Consider the following 13,820-nt stretch of genomic DNA (forward strand, 5'->3'; position numbering starts at 1 on the left):
TCCAGCCAATCCTTGGAAACATCAATCCAGCCAATCCTTGGAAACATCAACTCCACAAATGATCCTGTTCACGGTAACCTGCCTTGTGCGTACGGTTGGAACCAAGCGACTGTTCGGTCGTGCGTGACGACGGCGAAGATCCCAAGCTCTCCCGCGGCTGTAACCTCAGGTGGTACGGGCGACTTCGCCAAGCCAAGGTCCGGGCGGCCGCCCGGACCTTGGCTCAATCGCTTCAATCCCACGAAATCTCTCTCGTGTAGATACAAGGTGGCGCGGCGAAGCCGCGACGGAGAGGGGAATGGCGCGGCCTTCAACGAGAGAGAAATCGCCGAGGCCGCAGCCCCCTCTCCGACCGCTTCGCGGCCACCCCTCCCCCGCTTTGCGGGGGCGAGGAACCCAAGACTGGTTAGGTCACACCACCCCATAAACCAAACTCACCCGCCCGTCCGAAAGCGGCTCGGCCTTGCGCAGTTCCAGCTTGTGCCTGGCGTGCACCGTGCCGAACAGCGCCTTGCCGTCGCCGGCAAGCAGCGGATAGACGATGAGCCTGATTTCATCGACCAGCCCGGCCTCGATCAGACTGGCGGTGATGCGGGCGCCGCCCATGAGGTAGATGGCCTTGCCGGGCTCGCGCTTCAGCGCCGCGATGTCGTCGATGCTGCGCAGGAAGCGCGTCGAGGCCCAGGCCGCCGAAGTCATGGTGTTCGACAGCACATAGTGCGGGGTTTTCGCGGCAAAGCGCGCCCATTCGAGCTCGGCCGGGTCGACCAGTTTGCCGGTCATCGGCAGTGGCTGGTCCGGCGCGTTCTCAAGGATCGCGCTCCAGTAGCGCTCGTAGCCGGCATACATGACGCCGCCGAGCAGGCAGGCATCGATCTGAGGCATCAGGCCGTATTCCTCCGACCAGTTGTCGACCCAGTCAGCAAAACCTTCGGGTCCTTCCATCTTGCCGTCGATGGAGATCTTCATTCCGGTGATCAATTTGCGCATGACTTCCTCCTTCAGGCTTGCGGGATGCAAGCACGTTGCTTGGTTTCATCGGTGGTGAGTGCGAGTCTCCACGGCGGAGGCTACGCGGTCGTTGCGAGATGGCCGATCGGCGCCATCCCCTTTGCACCCGTCCCCTGGCGCGGGGACGTGGCGGTCAGTGGTGGTCCATATCCATATGGTCTGTCAGGCAAAGGACATCGCGGTAGGCGCAGAGACCGTCGAGAAGCGGCTTTTCGTCGGCCAGGATTTTCGCCTTCTCCGTCTCGCCCACCATCTGGATCATGTAGCTCTGCTCGGCGTTTCCCTGCCTGTCGATGAAGGGATTGAGCAGGCTGGAAGGATTGGCGAGGTCCGGCGCCGCGCCGATGTCCTCATTGGTGATGCCGGCGGCATAGAACATCAGATGCGGCATCGGCATGGTGTGGACCTGCATGTCGGGCGGGCCGATGGTGCGCATGATGGGACCCACCATGTAGGACAGGCCTGCTTTGTCAGGTGTCCTGTAGGTCTTGTTGTCGTAGCGGTTCTGGATTTCGGCCTTCAGCGCGGCGGCGTCCATGCCCTCGGCGCGAAGCCTGGCGGCATCCATGATCACTTTGAGATAGGTGCTGGTGCCGGCGGCGTCGTAGCAGAGGGGAAAATAGATGTCGTTGCGGAAGTCGACGAGCTCCCAGGCGGTGCGCTCGACGAGACAGGTCAAAGCGCCCGTGCCTTGCCGGGCAAGCTGGTAGCCCTTCGCGGGATCGAGCAGATAGACGGTCGCCTTGTCGCGCAATGGCGGCGGCAAGGCGCTGAGCGCATAGCGGGTTTCGAGTTGGGCCGGCATCTGGTCGATGGTCGTGTCCGCCGCCCGGGCTGCCGGCTGACCGGCAAGACCGATTGTCATAGCCAAGCCGATTCTACTGAATGCACGCATTGTCTTTCTCCAATGTTGGGACGTGTTTCATCGGTCCTCGCGCCGCCATATGGCGCGAGGTCAGGTGGAAATGCTTAGTCAGGTCAGGTCAGGTCAGGCCGGCAGGCGCTGGTCGTAGTCCGTCATGAGGCGCTTCCAGCCGTCCCAGAACGTTTCCGGCTTCTCGCCCGTCATGCGGGCCGCCAGAATATCGAGATGGATGTGCCATCCGGCGGCATGCATCAGCAGGCTCGAGCGGTCGGGCAGACGGCGGTGAATAACGGTGAGCAGGACATCGTCGCCGCGCTGCGCCAGTTCGAACGAGACATTGCCGCTGCCGCTCCAGGTGATGGTGAGCTTGCGCGGCGGGTCGCATTCGACAATGCGGCTCTGCATCCGGTGCTCATCACCGAAGCCGGCCGGCCTTTCGCCGGGCGGGTCGGTGAGTTCGTCATTGCGCCAGACGAGCTCGAAGGACGAACCTTCCTCCTCCTCCATGTCGCCGGCGGCCATCCACTGGCGGCGCAGATCGCTCTGTGTCAGATATTCCCAGACGCGCTCCCTGGTTCCGGGCAAAAGCCGTTCGATCCTCAACGTGGTGGGTTGGATCAACTGGCCGTAGCCGTCGAAGTTCATCTGGTTCATTGGTCTTCTCCCTGGGATGTTGGCTTGGGCGATGTTGGCCTGGATGATTCTGGCCTGAGTGATTCAGTCTTGGATGATTCCGGCGTTGCCGGCGTCGTTTGCGCTGCCGGCGTTTTGTGCCTCGCCTCCTCGCGCAAAAGCTGCTCGAGGACATCGAGGCGGCTGTTCCAGAAACGCGAGTATTGGGCGAGCCACTCATAGGCGGTGGCGAGCGGCCGGGCCTCGAGGCGGCAGACATGGGTGCGGCCGCGCACTTCGCGCCGGATCAGCCCGGCATGCTCCAGCGCCTTGATGTGCTTGGAGGCGGCGGCCAGCGACATGGCGAAGGGTTCGGCCAGCTGGCTCACCGTGCGCTCGCCACCGGCGAGGCTGTTAAGCATGTTGCGGCGCGTGACGTCGCTAAGGGCGTGAAAAACCTGGTCCATCTGGGGCGTCTCTAATTCAACCATGTAGTTGAATATAGATGCGCGCTTTTTGATAGTCAACCGTTTGGTTGAATGTTTTTGAGACAGACGCCGACCCCCTACCTCCCCCTTGTGGGGTGGTCGGACCGCAGGTCCGGGTGGGGGTGCTTGGCTGACCTAGCAAGATGTTTTCTCGCCCGCGCAACGCGGAACCAGATGGCGGAGGTCGCGCAGACCCCCACCCCGATCCGCTTTGCGGATCGACCCTCCCCACAAGGGGGAGGGTAAAAGTACCCTCACCCCGCCATGGCCAGCGGCACCGGGCTCTTGTTGGGGATCTGGATGTCTATTTCCAGCGTCGACATGGTCTCGCCGCGGTCCATCGAGACTTGCAGATAATCCTGGTCGATCTGCACATGCTTGGCGATCACCGCCATGATCTCCTCGCGCAGGATGGAGACGAGATCGGGCTGGCTGCGGTTGCGGCGCTCATAGGCGAGCAGCACTTGCAGCCGTTCGCGCGCCACCGGCGCGCTGGTGCGCCGCTTGAAGATGTCGAGCAGGTTCATGCCGCCCTCCTTCCCAGCAGACGGTCGAGGAAGCCCTTGCGTTCGAAGGGAACGATGACCGGAAGCTGTTCGCCCTCGAGCCGCTTTGCGGCATCGATGTAAGCCTTGGCGGCGGCGTTGAGCGGCTCCGACAGCGTCACCGGCGAACCGAGGTTGGAGGCGCGCAGCACATCCTGGCTCTCCGGGATGATGCCGAGCAGCGGCGTCGAGAGAATCTCCAGCACATCGTCGATCGACAGCATTTCGCCGCGAGCCGCGCGGGCGGCATCGTAGCGCGTGACCAGCACATGCTTGGCGATCTGCTCGCCCTGTTCGGCGCGCAGAGTGCGGGCGTCGAGCAGGCCGATGATGCGATCGGAATCGCGCACCGAGCTCACCTCAGGATTGGTGACGATGACCGCCTCGTCGGCAAAGCGCATGGCGAGCTGGGCGCCGCGCTCGATGCCGGCCGGGCTGTCGCAGAAGACATAGTCGAAGACCGAGCGCAGCTTGCCGATGACCTCGGCCACGCCCTCTTCGGTCAGCGCATCCTTGTCGCGCGTCTGCGAGGCCGGCAGCAGGAAGAGCGTCTCGACCCGCTTGTCGCGGATCAGCGCCTGCGACAGTTTTGCCGAACCCTGGATGACGTTGACGAGGTCGAACACGACGCGCCGTTCGGCGCCCATGATCAAATCGAGGTTTCGCAAGCCGACGTCGAAGTCGACCAGCGCCACCTTCTTGCCGGTCTTGGCGACCGCCGCCCCCAGAGCCGCGGTCGAGGTCGTCTTGCCGACGCCCCCCTTGCCCGAGGTGACCACCACTACCTTGCCCATCGAAAAAGCCTCCGTTGTTGTTCGTTATGTCGCTGACGGGCGCGAGCCGCGCCCGCCGCATTAGCTAAAAGGGGCGATGCGCAGCATGCCGTTGTCGAGAAATGCCTGCACAGGCTTGCCCCGGACTGACGGGTCCATTTCCTCGGCGGTGCAATACCAGCCGTCGACCGACAGAAGCTCGGCCTCGTTCCTGCGGCAAAAGACGCGGGCGGCCGTGTTGCCTTGCGCGCCCGCCGAAGCGCGGCCGCGCAGCGTGCCATAGACATGGATCGAGCCGGTGGCGACGATCTCGGAGCCGGAGGCGACCGAGCCCAGCACGATGACATCGCCATGCGGATGAAAGATGAGCTGCCCCGAGCGGATCGGCGAGCGGATCATCAGCGTGCTCGCGTCCGGCGCGGCAATTTTGGCGTCCTGCGGCGCCGGCTTGGCCTCGCCCGCCGGCTTCAGGTCACCTGCCTTCAAATCCGCCTTCAAATCGCTTGCCGCCTTGAGATCAGCGGCCGGCTTGTCGCCTGACGCATCCTCCGCCCTGCCCGCCTTGCGGCTCGGCTGCAGCAGCCCGTCGGTGGTCGCCTCCTTGGCGCCGACCAGCACCGGCGGCAGATGCGCGCCAAGCTCGCCGCCGCCGTCGAGTTCCATGGCATAGACGCGGATGCCGCGCTGGCCGAGCACGCCGATCAGCGCTTCGATGGCAACGACATCGGGCTTCAGCGTGTTCAGATCGAGCACCACCGGGCGGCCGGCAAAATAGCCCGGCGAATTGCCGATCCAGCGATCCAGGCTCTCCAGCCAAACATCCAAAGGCGCCTCCGGCGTCAGCGTGAAAGCGACGAAGGAGCGGGCGCGAAAGCGAATGGATTTGGCCTCGAGGGGAGCGGCAAAGGTCACGGCGGGCGATTCCTTACTGAGAGGTAAACGCTAGCGGTGGTATGGTTAATGAAAGGTTAACGGGCAGAGGACGGGAGGGAGGGGGGGCCCGAATGACGCCGCTGACAAAAGCCAGGTCGCTCGATAGCCAAGCCACAATCGCGCCCGAAGTCCGCTGCGACGCCCCGGAAATCCCGCTTTCGTGTCAGGGCGTGGGTTTGTGTTTGGACGAGCAATATCCATAGCGTAAGCGGGATGTCCCACAACTTCAAACATGATACCTGTGGTATGTCGATACGAGGAGAACGTGATGTCAGATGCCCCGCTTCCCGATCCAGAAAAGGATGACATTGAAGGTCTAGATCCAGCGCTGGAGTCGGCCCGCGGGAACTATCCCCTTGAAGACGTCATGGTGCGCACTGAGACAAGATCAGCTCGTGAGGTAGTCGATCGCATTTCAAAAGACCGGTACATTATGGACCCAGAGTTTCAGCGCGCCTTCGTCTGGGATGTTGAAAAACAGTCTAAACTGATTGAGAGCTGCGTTATGCGGATACCTCTTCCAGTTTTCTACGTTGCTGAGGCACCAGACGGGAGGATTATAGTAGTCGATGGCCTTCAGAGACTTACCACATTTTCGAGATACCTAAATAATGAGTTTCGATTGACAGGGCTCAGTAGTAAACAAGAAGGTTCTCCGCCGCATTACCTGGATGGAAAATATTTCAAAGACCTGGAGCCGCGCCTCCAAGAGCGCATCGAAGACACACAACTCGTGCTCTATATACTTGATCGCAAGGCACCGGAAGCTGCGAGGCTAGACATCTTTGATCGTGTAAACAGCGGAGCGCCGCTCACGCGACAACAGATGCGGAATGCCCTTTATTCGGGGAAAGCGACCCAGTGGCTAAGAGATCAGGCCGAGTCTCGCGAATTTCGACAGGTTAACGCAGGATCCCTTAAATCAAAAACAATGCGAGACCGCGAGGCGATCAACCGTTTTGCCGCGTTCTATATCCTGGGGCACAAGTCATACATCAGCGGCGAAATGGACGAATTTTTGGCACGATCGCTCTCCCACATGAACTCTATCTCAGCCGCCGAACTCCTTGGTCTGCAGGAGCGCTTCCGGCACTCCATGAAGTGGAACTACAATCTATTTGGCATTCAGGCCTTCCGAAAATCCCTCAAGGAGGATCAAGCGAACGCCTGGAGGACACCCCTCAATATATCGATGTTTGACGTTTTTTCTGTCAGTTTTGCAAAAATAGAAGAAAAAACTTTCAATGAAAACTCCATTTCAATAAGAAATAAAGTGATATCTCTTATGCGAAACGACTCCTTTAGTCTCTCTGTTAGCTATTCAACCAACAGCGGCAATCAAGTATCGAGCAGGTTCGAAGATTCTTTTGAAACTTTCAAGGATTATTTTTGATGGTTATTTCAGTTTCAATCGAAGAATTTAAGTGCTTTAAGGACTTGCGGGTAGATTTGCACCACTTAACATTATTTACTGGATACAACGGAGCTGGGAAATCGACAGTTATACAGACATTGCTACTGCTGAGCCAGTCGCTCAGAGTGGCACCATCTGGTTCGGCTATTGATTTGGATGGCCCACTTGTCCACCTCGGGAATGCAGTCGACGTTGCCCGTTTTGGCGGGCAGCCCACGGTATCTCTTTACGTTAAGCAGGGGCAGATTTCCGGCTTGTGGCGTCTCGTCGCAGAAAGGCGCGCTAGGTATCTGAGAATAGAACAATCGGTCTTCACCGACGAGAAATCCGTCGAAATGACCTCAACGAGAGTTGCTGCCCCTGATGGGCATGCGGCAGAAGGCTTATGCGACAGCATTCGAAACTTAACCTTCTTGGGGGCTTCTCGACTTTTTTCCACTAATGCTTGGCCCTCTCCGCCACTCACCATCCCTTATGGCGATGTTGGAAAATCGGGAGAATTTGCGCCTTTTTGGCACTTCCAGACAGCAGATGACGAAGTTGCATCTGGGAGACGACATCCTGATGAACAGCGAACTACAGTTAGGGGCCAAGTTGACGCCTATCTTGGACAGCTATTTCCTGGTGCAGAAGCAAACACCGACCAGTTACCGGGCGTCGACCTTTTCAGATTGGAATTGCGCTTGGGTAAATCGAATTGGATTCGACCTGGGAACATTGGTTTTGGGCTAACATATGTGTTTCCCCTTATCGTGGCGTTGGTTACTGCGCAGGACGGCCAACTGGTGATTGTTGATAGCCCGGAAGCCCATCTTCATCCCCGCGCGCAATCGGAACTCGGGAAGATAGTAGCTCGGTTTGCCGCCGCAGGGGTGCGTGTGATTGTTGAAACTCACAGCGATCACTTTCTAAACGGGGTTAGACTGGCCATTCAGCAACAGATTATATCCCACAAACAGACGGCAATTTACTTCTTCGGAGGATCTTCTGAAGATAACCATGGAGTCCGACGGCTGAATGTTGATCCTGCTGGGGAGATCGATTCCTGGCCCCAGGGATTCTTCGACCAGGCTGAAAGCGATCTAAGTCAATTGCTTGGGCTCGGCAAATAGATGAACTTGTATCTGAACGATCTCTCTATGGAAGGTAGATTTCTGAGCAATGAGACCGCCCTCCAGGCGATCCTCGGACTCTTCTTCGAAGCCCGCAAGCACTCTTTCCGGGTGGTGGTTTCGAGATCCTTGGTCGGCCGCTCTGCTGTAGGGGCTCTGTCCTTACATGGCGTTATCGCATCTGCGAGACAGACAGAGAGGGCACTCCTTTTCAACTGGTTGGGGAAGAGCGGGCCATTTTCAGAAGACGAATGTATTGATGTCGAGGATAATCTGTGGTGGCACGAAAATGAGGAGGTTACCGATCAAGGTTTGGGTGCGGCCGGCCGCGGACTCCTCGCAGGGGAAACTGTTGCGTCGTTTAGCTTTCCGGGCGGATGCGATGGATCTTTCAATAAAACGCCGCTGGAGGTTGTCCAAGGTTTTCCTGAAGAGCCCATTTGGATAGCTGAAACTCAAAATTACTGGACACTAGACGGGCTCGTCATACTCGCTGAAGCTCTCACGCCCGAACCGGGCACTTGGGACGACTTCATTTCAGAGTGCGTAAAGCGGTTCAATTCTCTAAACATCGATCAAACGAATTTCAACGCAGGTCTGAAGAAACATCCTTTCAGCGGCAACGTCGTACGACGCGGTTTGGTCTTACTCGACGTGCTCAATCGCGTCGCGGCTGGCATCCAGGACAACGGTTCACTTTCAGAAGCCGCAATGGAGTTAGTCACCCAACACTTCCAGGGCGGTAAGGCCTGGTTCTCTGATGAAGACCCTGAAGACAAGAATGTCTTTATGTTTCGTGACGGCAATGGGGACGGATCGAAACTATATTGCTCATGGCATGGTAAAATAAAAACACCTCAGTTTCGAGTACACTTTCAATGGCCAGTCCCTGACGGACAAAGAACTATAAAAGTCCTCTACTTTGGGGAAAAACTTACTAAGTGGTAGGTCGAAAGTCCGCCGTTAATTTTATATTCGCCGCACTCTGTCGCAATGGAATATTTAACGAAGCGCCTTCGAGTTTGCCACATGTGCTAGGCGCTGTCGCGAATCTTGTCGTTGCTTTCGTCACCCGTCTTCGTTCCTCCTCGGTGTCAGGAAAGAACGCCGTGCCAGTGCGAACGATCCAAAAAAAATGCCTGATCTAAATGGCCAGGGATCGCGCGCGATTCACGCAGCCCGCCTACTCGCACTGGCGCCTGGGCCCGCCGGAATAGGGCTGGTAGCTGTTGTCCTCGGGACGGTAGGAGCGGTAGCGGCTGAAGCAGGATTCGACGTGATCGTCCGAAAGGTCCGCAGTTGCCACCAGAGGGCCGGCGCCAACATAGCTGACTTCGGCGGGTTGCTGCGCGGCCTGGTCGGCCGCGGCGCTGGTTTCAAGATAGGGCGAGACGCAGGGGCGCTGCTGTCCGCTGTAGGACATGTAGCTGTTGTCGTCAGGATTGTAGGAGCGGTAGCGGTCCGCGCACCAGCTGACATGGGCAGCCGGCAGCCTGGCCTGCTGCTCGCCCGCATCGGGCGCCACCGCGCCTGTGCTGACCGGGTCCGGCGACTGCATCCTGGCGCCGGCGTCGGGCGCCACGGGCTGCGCGGCGGCCACACGCTCCAGCCCCGGCGCGGCCTTGTCCACTTTCTGTGCATCCTTGGTCCACAATTGCGAGACACTCTCGGCGGGCCCGGCCTGATGCACGGGCTTTGCGACGATCAGCCAGGCGGCGAAAGCCAGCCCGCTGGCAAAGACCGCAAGGGTCAGGACGAAGCCTGCGACCAGTGCCAAAACCGCTTTCATCACACACTCCCTTGAGGCCCCGCTAATAGAATGCGGAGCATCGGGACTGGTTCCAGCAAGCAAGCATTTGGCAAGGGCCGGCAGCGGCAGACGATGCGCACAGCAGCAGGCCCAGGTGCCTCAAACCGGCAGCCGCACGTGCGGCGTGAACTCGTTCTCCGCCGCCAGAAGTGCCGCCACCATTTCCTTGTCGCGCTGGCGTTGCTGCAGGTGGAGAGTCACCAGCCGGTCGAGCGAGAAGGCGCCGGCGCCTGCGATGCCCAGCACGCACATGCCGCCGGCGATGGCCAGATCCTTTTCGAAATGCAGCAGCTCGTTCTGGCTGGCGAGGTTGGTGTGGAACAGCGTGGCGGTTGCCAGGCAGAACAGGCCAAGGCCGATGGCGCCGAGGCGGGTGAGCAGGCCGGATGCGATTGCGAGCCCTGCCCCGAGCTGCAGCGCGAGCGTGGCGACGAACAGCGGCCGGCCGATGCCTTGGGCTGCCATCGCCTTGGCAGCGGCGTCGAAATGGGTGGCCAGCGTCAGGCCTTCGTGCAGGAAGAGCACGGACAGCAGCAGGCGGCCGGCAAGCAGGGCGATGTCTCTGGCGTGGTACTTTGCGGCCAGCGCGTGCAGCTTCGCGATTTGGTCGGTCAGGTTCATGGTGAAGCTCCGGATTTTGGGTGCAGGCGGTCGCCGCGCGCCCGGTGGGCGCGTGTGGGTGGCACTGGAATTGGGTGATGTCCGAGGGGCCGGAGCCAGCCTGAGGGAAGCATGCCGACTCCGGCTTTTTGGGCGCCGGCCACGGGCGCCCAAACTGTGGTGGGTTGGGGTCAGCGCCAAGGCCCCCTCATCCGGCCGCTTCGCGGCCACCTTCTCCCCGTTGGGGAGAAGAGATGGGCGTCGCCGCCGGGCCCCTCCTCTCCCCTCGGGGAGAGGTCGGACTGCCCCGAATTGCCCTTCGCAATTCGGTTGGCAATCCGGGTGAGGGGGAACTTGCGCGCCCTACTGCGTAACTTTCGTGGCGATGGCCTTCTGCAAATCCTCGAGTTCCTCGCAGCCGGCCGGGCACAGCTTTTGCAGCGAGGCCAGCTGCTCGTTTGCCTTGGCCATGTCGCCGGTTTCGACATAGAGCTCGCCCAGATATTCGCGGGCGGCCTTGTGGTCGGGTTTCAGCTCCAGCGCCTTGTTATAATAGGTCAGCGCGGTGGTGAAATCGCCGGTCTTGCGCAGCGTGAAGCCGAGCAGGTTGTAGACGTCGGCCTGCTGGTTGTCCTGCGCGAGATCACGCAGGTCTGCCAGCGCGCCCTTGTAGTCCTTGACCGCGATCTTGGCCTGGACGGCGGTGAGATCGGGCGCGTCAGTGCCCTCGATGTCGTCGACAGCAAAGGCCGGCATGACGGTTGCCGCGGGAACCACGGTCAGCACGGCAATGGCGCCGAGCAGGCCGAACAGGGCGTTCTTGCCCAGATAGGATTTTCTCATTGTCTTTCTCGCTTGGGTCAGGAGCTTGCGCTCAAATCTGGACTGGGGTGAAACCGTAGGCATTGCCGTCTTTCACGAAGACGCCGGTGCCGGGGAACGGGAAGTGCGACCCGGAGATGCGGATGTTGTCGGCAATCACCCGGTCGATGATCTTGTGGCGGGTGGCGATCGCCGTCGGCCCGTCCTGGTCGTAGCTGCCCTGCCATTCCGGATGCGGCGCCAGAAGGGCCGGTACATACATGGTGTCGGCGGAGATCATCAGCTGTTCCTTGCCGGAATTGGCGAGGTAGACCGAGTGGCCCGGCGTGTGGCCGGGGGCGGCGATGATCTGGATGCCGGGCACGACCTCGGCGCCATCCTCGACCAGCTTCCAGTTCTTCCATTTCGGAAAGTTCTCGGCGATGCGCTTGCCCGCCGGCTTGCGTCCCTCGGGCAGCTTGGCCAACCGGCTCGGGTCGGTCCACCAGTTGTATTCGGTGGCGTTGACGATCAGCTCGGCATTGGGGAACACCGGCGCGTTGGTGCCCTTCTCCATCAGGCCCCAGACATGGTCAGGGTGGAAATGCGAGATCATGATGGTGTCGATCGCCTTGTAGTCGATGCCCGCGGCGGCCATGTTGGCCGGCAGATGCGTGGCGTTTGTCTGCCACTGGCCGACTCCGGAGCCGGCATCCATCATGATCAGCTTGCCGTTCATCTTGAGCACGACGACGGTGAGCGGGATCGGCATGAAGTCGGTGGTCAGGCCCGCCTTGGCGAGCGCTGCCTTGGTGTCGTCGACCGAAACGTCCTTGATGAAAGCCGGATCGTGGGGCTTGCGCCAAATGCCGTCATAGATGGCGGTGACCTCGATATCGCCGACCTTGTATTTGTAGAAGCCGATCGACGGTTCGACCGGCGTTTCGGCGAAGGCCGGCCTGGTGAATTCGAGCTTGCCGGCAAGACCAAAGGCCGTTGCGGCGAGCGTGGTTCCAAGCAATGTGCGACGTGTCATTGTGAACATGGGTGATCTCCTTTGTTGAGTTGGTGGCTAGGCTCACGAAGGGATGACGGAGAGCCAAAGCCCGTGGCTCTCCGTCCTGTTGCGGTCGAGGCGGCGCCGCGGGATCCGGCGCCGGCGCTCGTGAACTCAGTTGCCCCAGATGCCCTGGCCCGGTTCGTCCGCAGCAGATTTCGTCGCCGGCTGGATGCCGTGCTTCTTGACCGAATAATTGGCCGCTCCCGTCTTCACCTTGGTGTCGACCTTGTTGTGGATCGAGGCGGTGGCATTGGTGTCCACGGCAGGCTGGCTGGTGGTGTCGGAGAAGTGGTCGCTGCCGGCAAAGGCAGCGCTCGAGGCGAGCAGCATCGCAGCCACGCTGAGAGCGAGCTTGGTCATGTCCAATATTCCTTGTTTCGTTTCTTTGGGGTCGCGGGCCGGAATGGCCCCGCTGATGACAAGACCCGGACGGGCCGTGATTTATTCCCCGGTGGGGTGGGATTTTTTTCGCGAGGAGGAAATTGGGCGCCGACAGCTGCGCTGAAGCTCGAGTTTATCGACCCAGAGACAAGCACGTGAAGAGGTCGCGGAGGGAGCGCTCTACGACACCCCCTCTGTCGCGCCGACGTCTACGTGAGCGGCGCCCTGGATAACAACACTATTTCGACCGCACCCCATAGGCGGCAAGGAACGCTTCGACCGAGGCATCGGCATGCCGCTCGAGATCGGCCTTCGAGCGCGGGTTGCGTCCGGTGAACATGGCTTCGTTCATGGGGATCCATAGCACCATTCCGAAGAGATGACTGGCAGCCATGCGGGGATCGCTGGTCCGCAACAGGCCTCGATCAGTGAGTTTCTGAAAACATGACGCCACCGAAGCAAGCATGCGCTCAAAGCCTTTTTCGTACCAGCTGCGGCCAAGCTGCGGCATCCGGTCCGCGTTGGCGATGATCAGACGCCGCAGCTTCAAAAGCTCGTCGTCCATCAGCGCCGCGGTCATGCGCCGGGCAAGCTGCTGCAAGCCGCCCTCCAGGAATTGCGCCTCGGAAAGCAGCATCGTCACGGACTCGACAATGTCGTTGGTCTGGCTCGCGGTCGCTTCGACGACTTCGGTGAAAAGCGTCTCCTTGTCCTTGAAATGCTTGTAGACGGTCTGCTTGGAAGCCCCCGCCTTGGTGGCGATCTCCTCCATGCTGGTTCCGTCATAGCCCTTGGCTATGAAAGCGGCCGTGGCCGCTTCGATGATTTCCCGATCCTTGCGGGCCGATCTGGTCTCGACATTTTTTTCCATAGCGCCCCTCGATCAGTACTAGACGGTACCGTTCCCTTGTGATAGCCATTGCCACAGTACTAGACTGACTAGTACCCGTCAACGAAACCAGGATCAAAGCCAATGCCCAAGATGGTCTTTCTCAATCTGCCGGTGCGCGATCTGCAGGCGGCTACCAAGTTCTATCTCGCGATCGGCGGCATGCTGAACCCGCAATTCTCCAACGATCAGGCCAGCTCGATCATGTTCTCCGACGCGATCGGGGTGATGTTGCTGACCCATCAGCACTACGGCCAGTTCACTGCCCGTCCGATCGGCGACGCCAGGCGCGACAGCCAGATGTTGATCGCACTTACCGTCGACAGCAAGGACGACGTAAATGCCGTCATCGAGAAGGGCGTGACGGCAGGCGGCCGCGCCGATCCCAACCCGGCGCAAGACCTCGGCTTCATGTTCAACCGCCACATCGAGGATCCGGACGGCAATGTGTGGGAGTTTCTGTGGATGAACCCTGCAGCGATGCAGTAACGCGTCGGGCGCCCGATGCTGGGGATCACCAGAGAGA

General features: G+C 60.1%; 17 protein-coding genes. 4 read left to right on the forward strand and 13 right to left on the reverse strand.

The window, feature by feature from the left end:
• Window positions 1-411: 411 nt before the first annotated feature.
• From AC1DYJ_RS29740 to minC, 7 genes are all read right to left on the reverse strand, one after another.
• Window positions 412-990, reverse strand: a complete 579-nt coding sequence (locus AC1DYJ_RS29740; protein ID WP_477283145.1) for a dihydrofolate reductase family protein — start codon at window positions 988-990, stop codon at window positions 412-414.
• Between the two features lie 154 nt (window positions 991-1,144).
• A complete protein-coding gene (locus AC1DYJ_RS29745) occupies window positions 1,145-1,882 on the reverse strand; it encodes a hypothetical protein (protein ID WP_477426338.1) in 738 nt (245 codons plus the stop codon).
• A gap of 117 nt (window positions 1,883-1,999) precedes the next feature.
• Entirely contained in the window at window positions 2,000-2,530 is a 531-nt protein-coding gene (locus tag AC1DYJ_RS29750) for an SRPBCC domain-containing protein (protein WP_025583840.1), read from the reverse strand.
• Window positions 2,527-2,979 (reverse strand): metalloregulator ArsR/SmtB family transcription factor, encoded by a 453-nt coding sequence (locus AC1DYJ_RS29755; RefSeq protein WP_025583839.1) that lies wholly within the window; start codon window positions 2,977-2,979, stop codon window positions 2,527-2,529. Before AC1DYJ_RS29755 ends, AC1DYJ_RS29750 begins: the two co-directional genes overlap by 4 nt.
• A gap of 251 nt (window positions 2,980-3,230) precedes the next feature.
• Window positions 3,231-3,503 carry a cell division topological specificity factor MinE gene (minE, locus tag AC1DYJ_RS29760; RefSeq protein ID WP_112560940.1) on the reverse strand — a complete coding sequence of 91 codons (273 nt, stop codon included), beginning with the start codon at window positions 3,501-3,503 and terminating at the stop codon, window positions 3,231-3,233.
• Entirely contained in the window at window positions 3,500-4,315 is an 816-nt protein-coding gene (gene minD / locus AC1DYJ_RS29765) for a septum site-determining protein MinD (RefSeq protein WP_029869303.1), read from the reverse strand. Before minD ends, minE begins: the two co-directional genes overlap by 4 nt.
• Window positions 4,316-4,375: 60 nt before the next feature.
• Window positions 4,376-5,206 (reverse strand): septum site-determining protein MinC, encoded by an 831-nt coding sequence (minC, locus tag AC1DYJ_RS29770; RefSeq protein WP_477283149.1) that lies wholly within the window; start codon window positions 5,204-5,206, stop codon window positions 4,376-4,378.
• Window positions 5,207-5,495: 289 nt separating this feature from the next.
• Between minC and AC1DYJ_RS29775 the strand changes: the two genes are divergently transcribed.
• From AC1DYJ_RS29775 to AC1DYJ_RS29785, 3 genes are read left to right on the forward strand one after another with little or no spacing between them, the layout of a single operon-like run.
• Entirely contained in the window at window positions 5,496-6,620 is a 1,125-nt protein-coding gene (locus AC1DYJ_RS29775; RefSeq protein WP_025583811.1) for a GmrSD restriction endonuclease domain-containing protein, read from the forward strand.
• Window positions 6,620-7,753 carry a DUF3696 domain-containing protein gene (locus tag AC1DYJ_RS29780; RefSeq protein WP_025583812.1) on the forward strand — a complete coding sequence of 378 codons (1,134 nt, stop codon included), beginning with the start codon at window positions 6,620-6,622 and terminating at the stop codon, window positions 7,751-7,753. The genes AC1DYJ_RS29775 and AC1DYJ_RS29780 overlap by 1 nt, the downstream gene beginning before the upstream one ends.
• Window positions 7,754-8,701, forward strand: a complete 948-nt coding sequence (locus tag AC1DYJ_RS29785) for a hypothetical protein (protein ID WP_477283151.1) — start codon at window positions 7,754-7,756, stop codon at window positions 8,699-8,701.
• A gap of 235 nt (window positions 8,702-8,936) precedes the next feature.
• Here the strand turns inward: AC1DYJ_RS29785 and AC1DYJ_RS29790 are convergent, their stop codons facing one another.
• The 6 genes from AC1DYJ_RS29790 to AC1DYJ_RS29815 all read right to left on the reverse strand — a co-directional run bounded on the left by AC1DYJ_RS29790 (window position 8,937) and on the right by AC1DYJ_RS29815 (window position 13,276).
• Window positions 8,937-9,545, reverse strand: a complete 609-nt coding sequence (locus AC1DYJ_RS29790) for a BA14K family protein (RefSeq protein WP_477283153.1) — start codon at window positions 9,543-9,545, stop codon at window positions 8,937-8,939.
• A gap of 117 nt (window positions 9,546-9,662) precedes the next feature.
• On the reverse strand, window positions 9,663-10,184 hold the full coding sequence (locus AC1DYJ_RS29795) for a DoxX family membrane protein (RefSeq protein WP_025583816.1): 522 nt from the start codon (window positions 10,182-10,184) through the stop codon (window positions 9,663-9,665).
• Between the two features lie 342 nt (window positions 10,185-10,526).
• Entirely contained in the window at window positions 10,527-11,006 is a 480-nt protein-coding gene (locus tag AC1DYJ_RS29800; protein ID WP_029869305.1) for a tetratricopeptide repeat protein, read from the reverse strand.
• A gap of 31 nt (window positions 11,007-11,037) precedes the next feature.
• A complete protein-coding gene (locus AC1DYJ_RS29805; protein WP_025583848.1) occupies window positions 11,038-12,009 on the reverse strand; it encodes an MBL fold metallo-hydrolase in 972 nt (323 codons plus the stop codon).
• Window positions 12,010-12,135: 126 nt separating this feature from the next.
• The gene (locus AC1DYJ_RS29810) at window positions 12,136-12,384 is read right to left on the reverse strand and encodes a DUF680 domain-containing protein (protein ID WP_025583850.1); all 249 of its coding nucleotides are present in this window, start codon (window positions 12,382-12,384) and stop codon (window positions 12,136-12,138) included.
• A gap of 259 nt (window positions 12,385-12,643) precedes the next feature.
• Window positions 12,644-13,276 carry a TetR/AcrR family transcriptional regulator gene (locus tag AC1DYJ_RS29815; RefSeq protein WP_477283157.1) on the reverse strand — a complete coding sequence of 211 codons (633 nt, stop codon included), beginning with the start codon at window positions 13,274-13,276 and terminating at the stop codon, window positions 12,644-12,646.
• A gap of 102 nt (window positions 13,277-13,378) precedes the next feature.
• Between AC1DYJ_RS29815 and AC1DYJ_RS29820 the strand changes: the two genes are divergently transcribed.
• The gene (locus AC1DYJ_RS29820; protein ID WP_477283159.1) at window positions 13,379-13,783 is read left to right on the forward strand and encodes a VOC family protein; all 405 of its coding nucleotides are present in this window, start codon (window positions 13,379-13,381) and stop codon (window positions 13,781-13,783) included.
• The last annotated feature ends 37 nt before the right edge of the window (window positions 13,784-13,820 follow it).

The organism is Mesorhizobium sp. P2_B11, assembly GCF_056404855.1.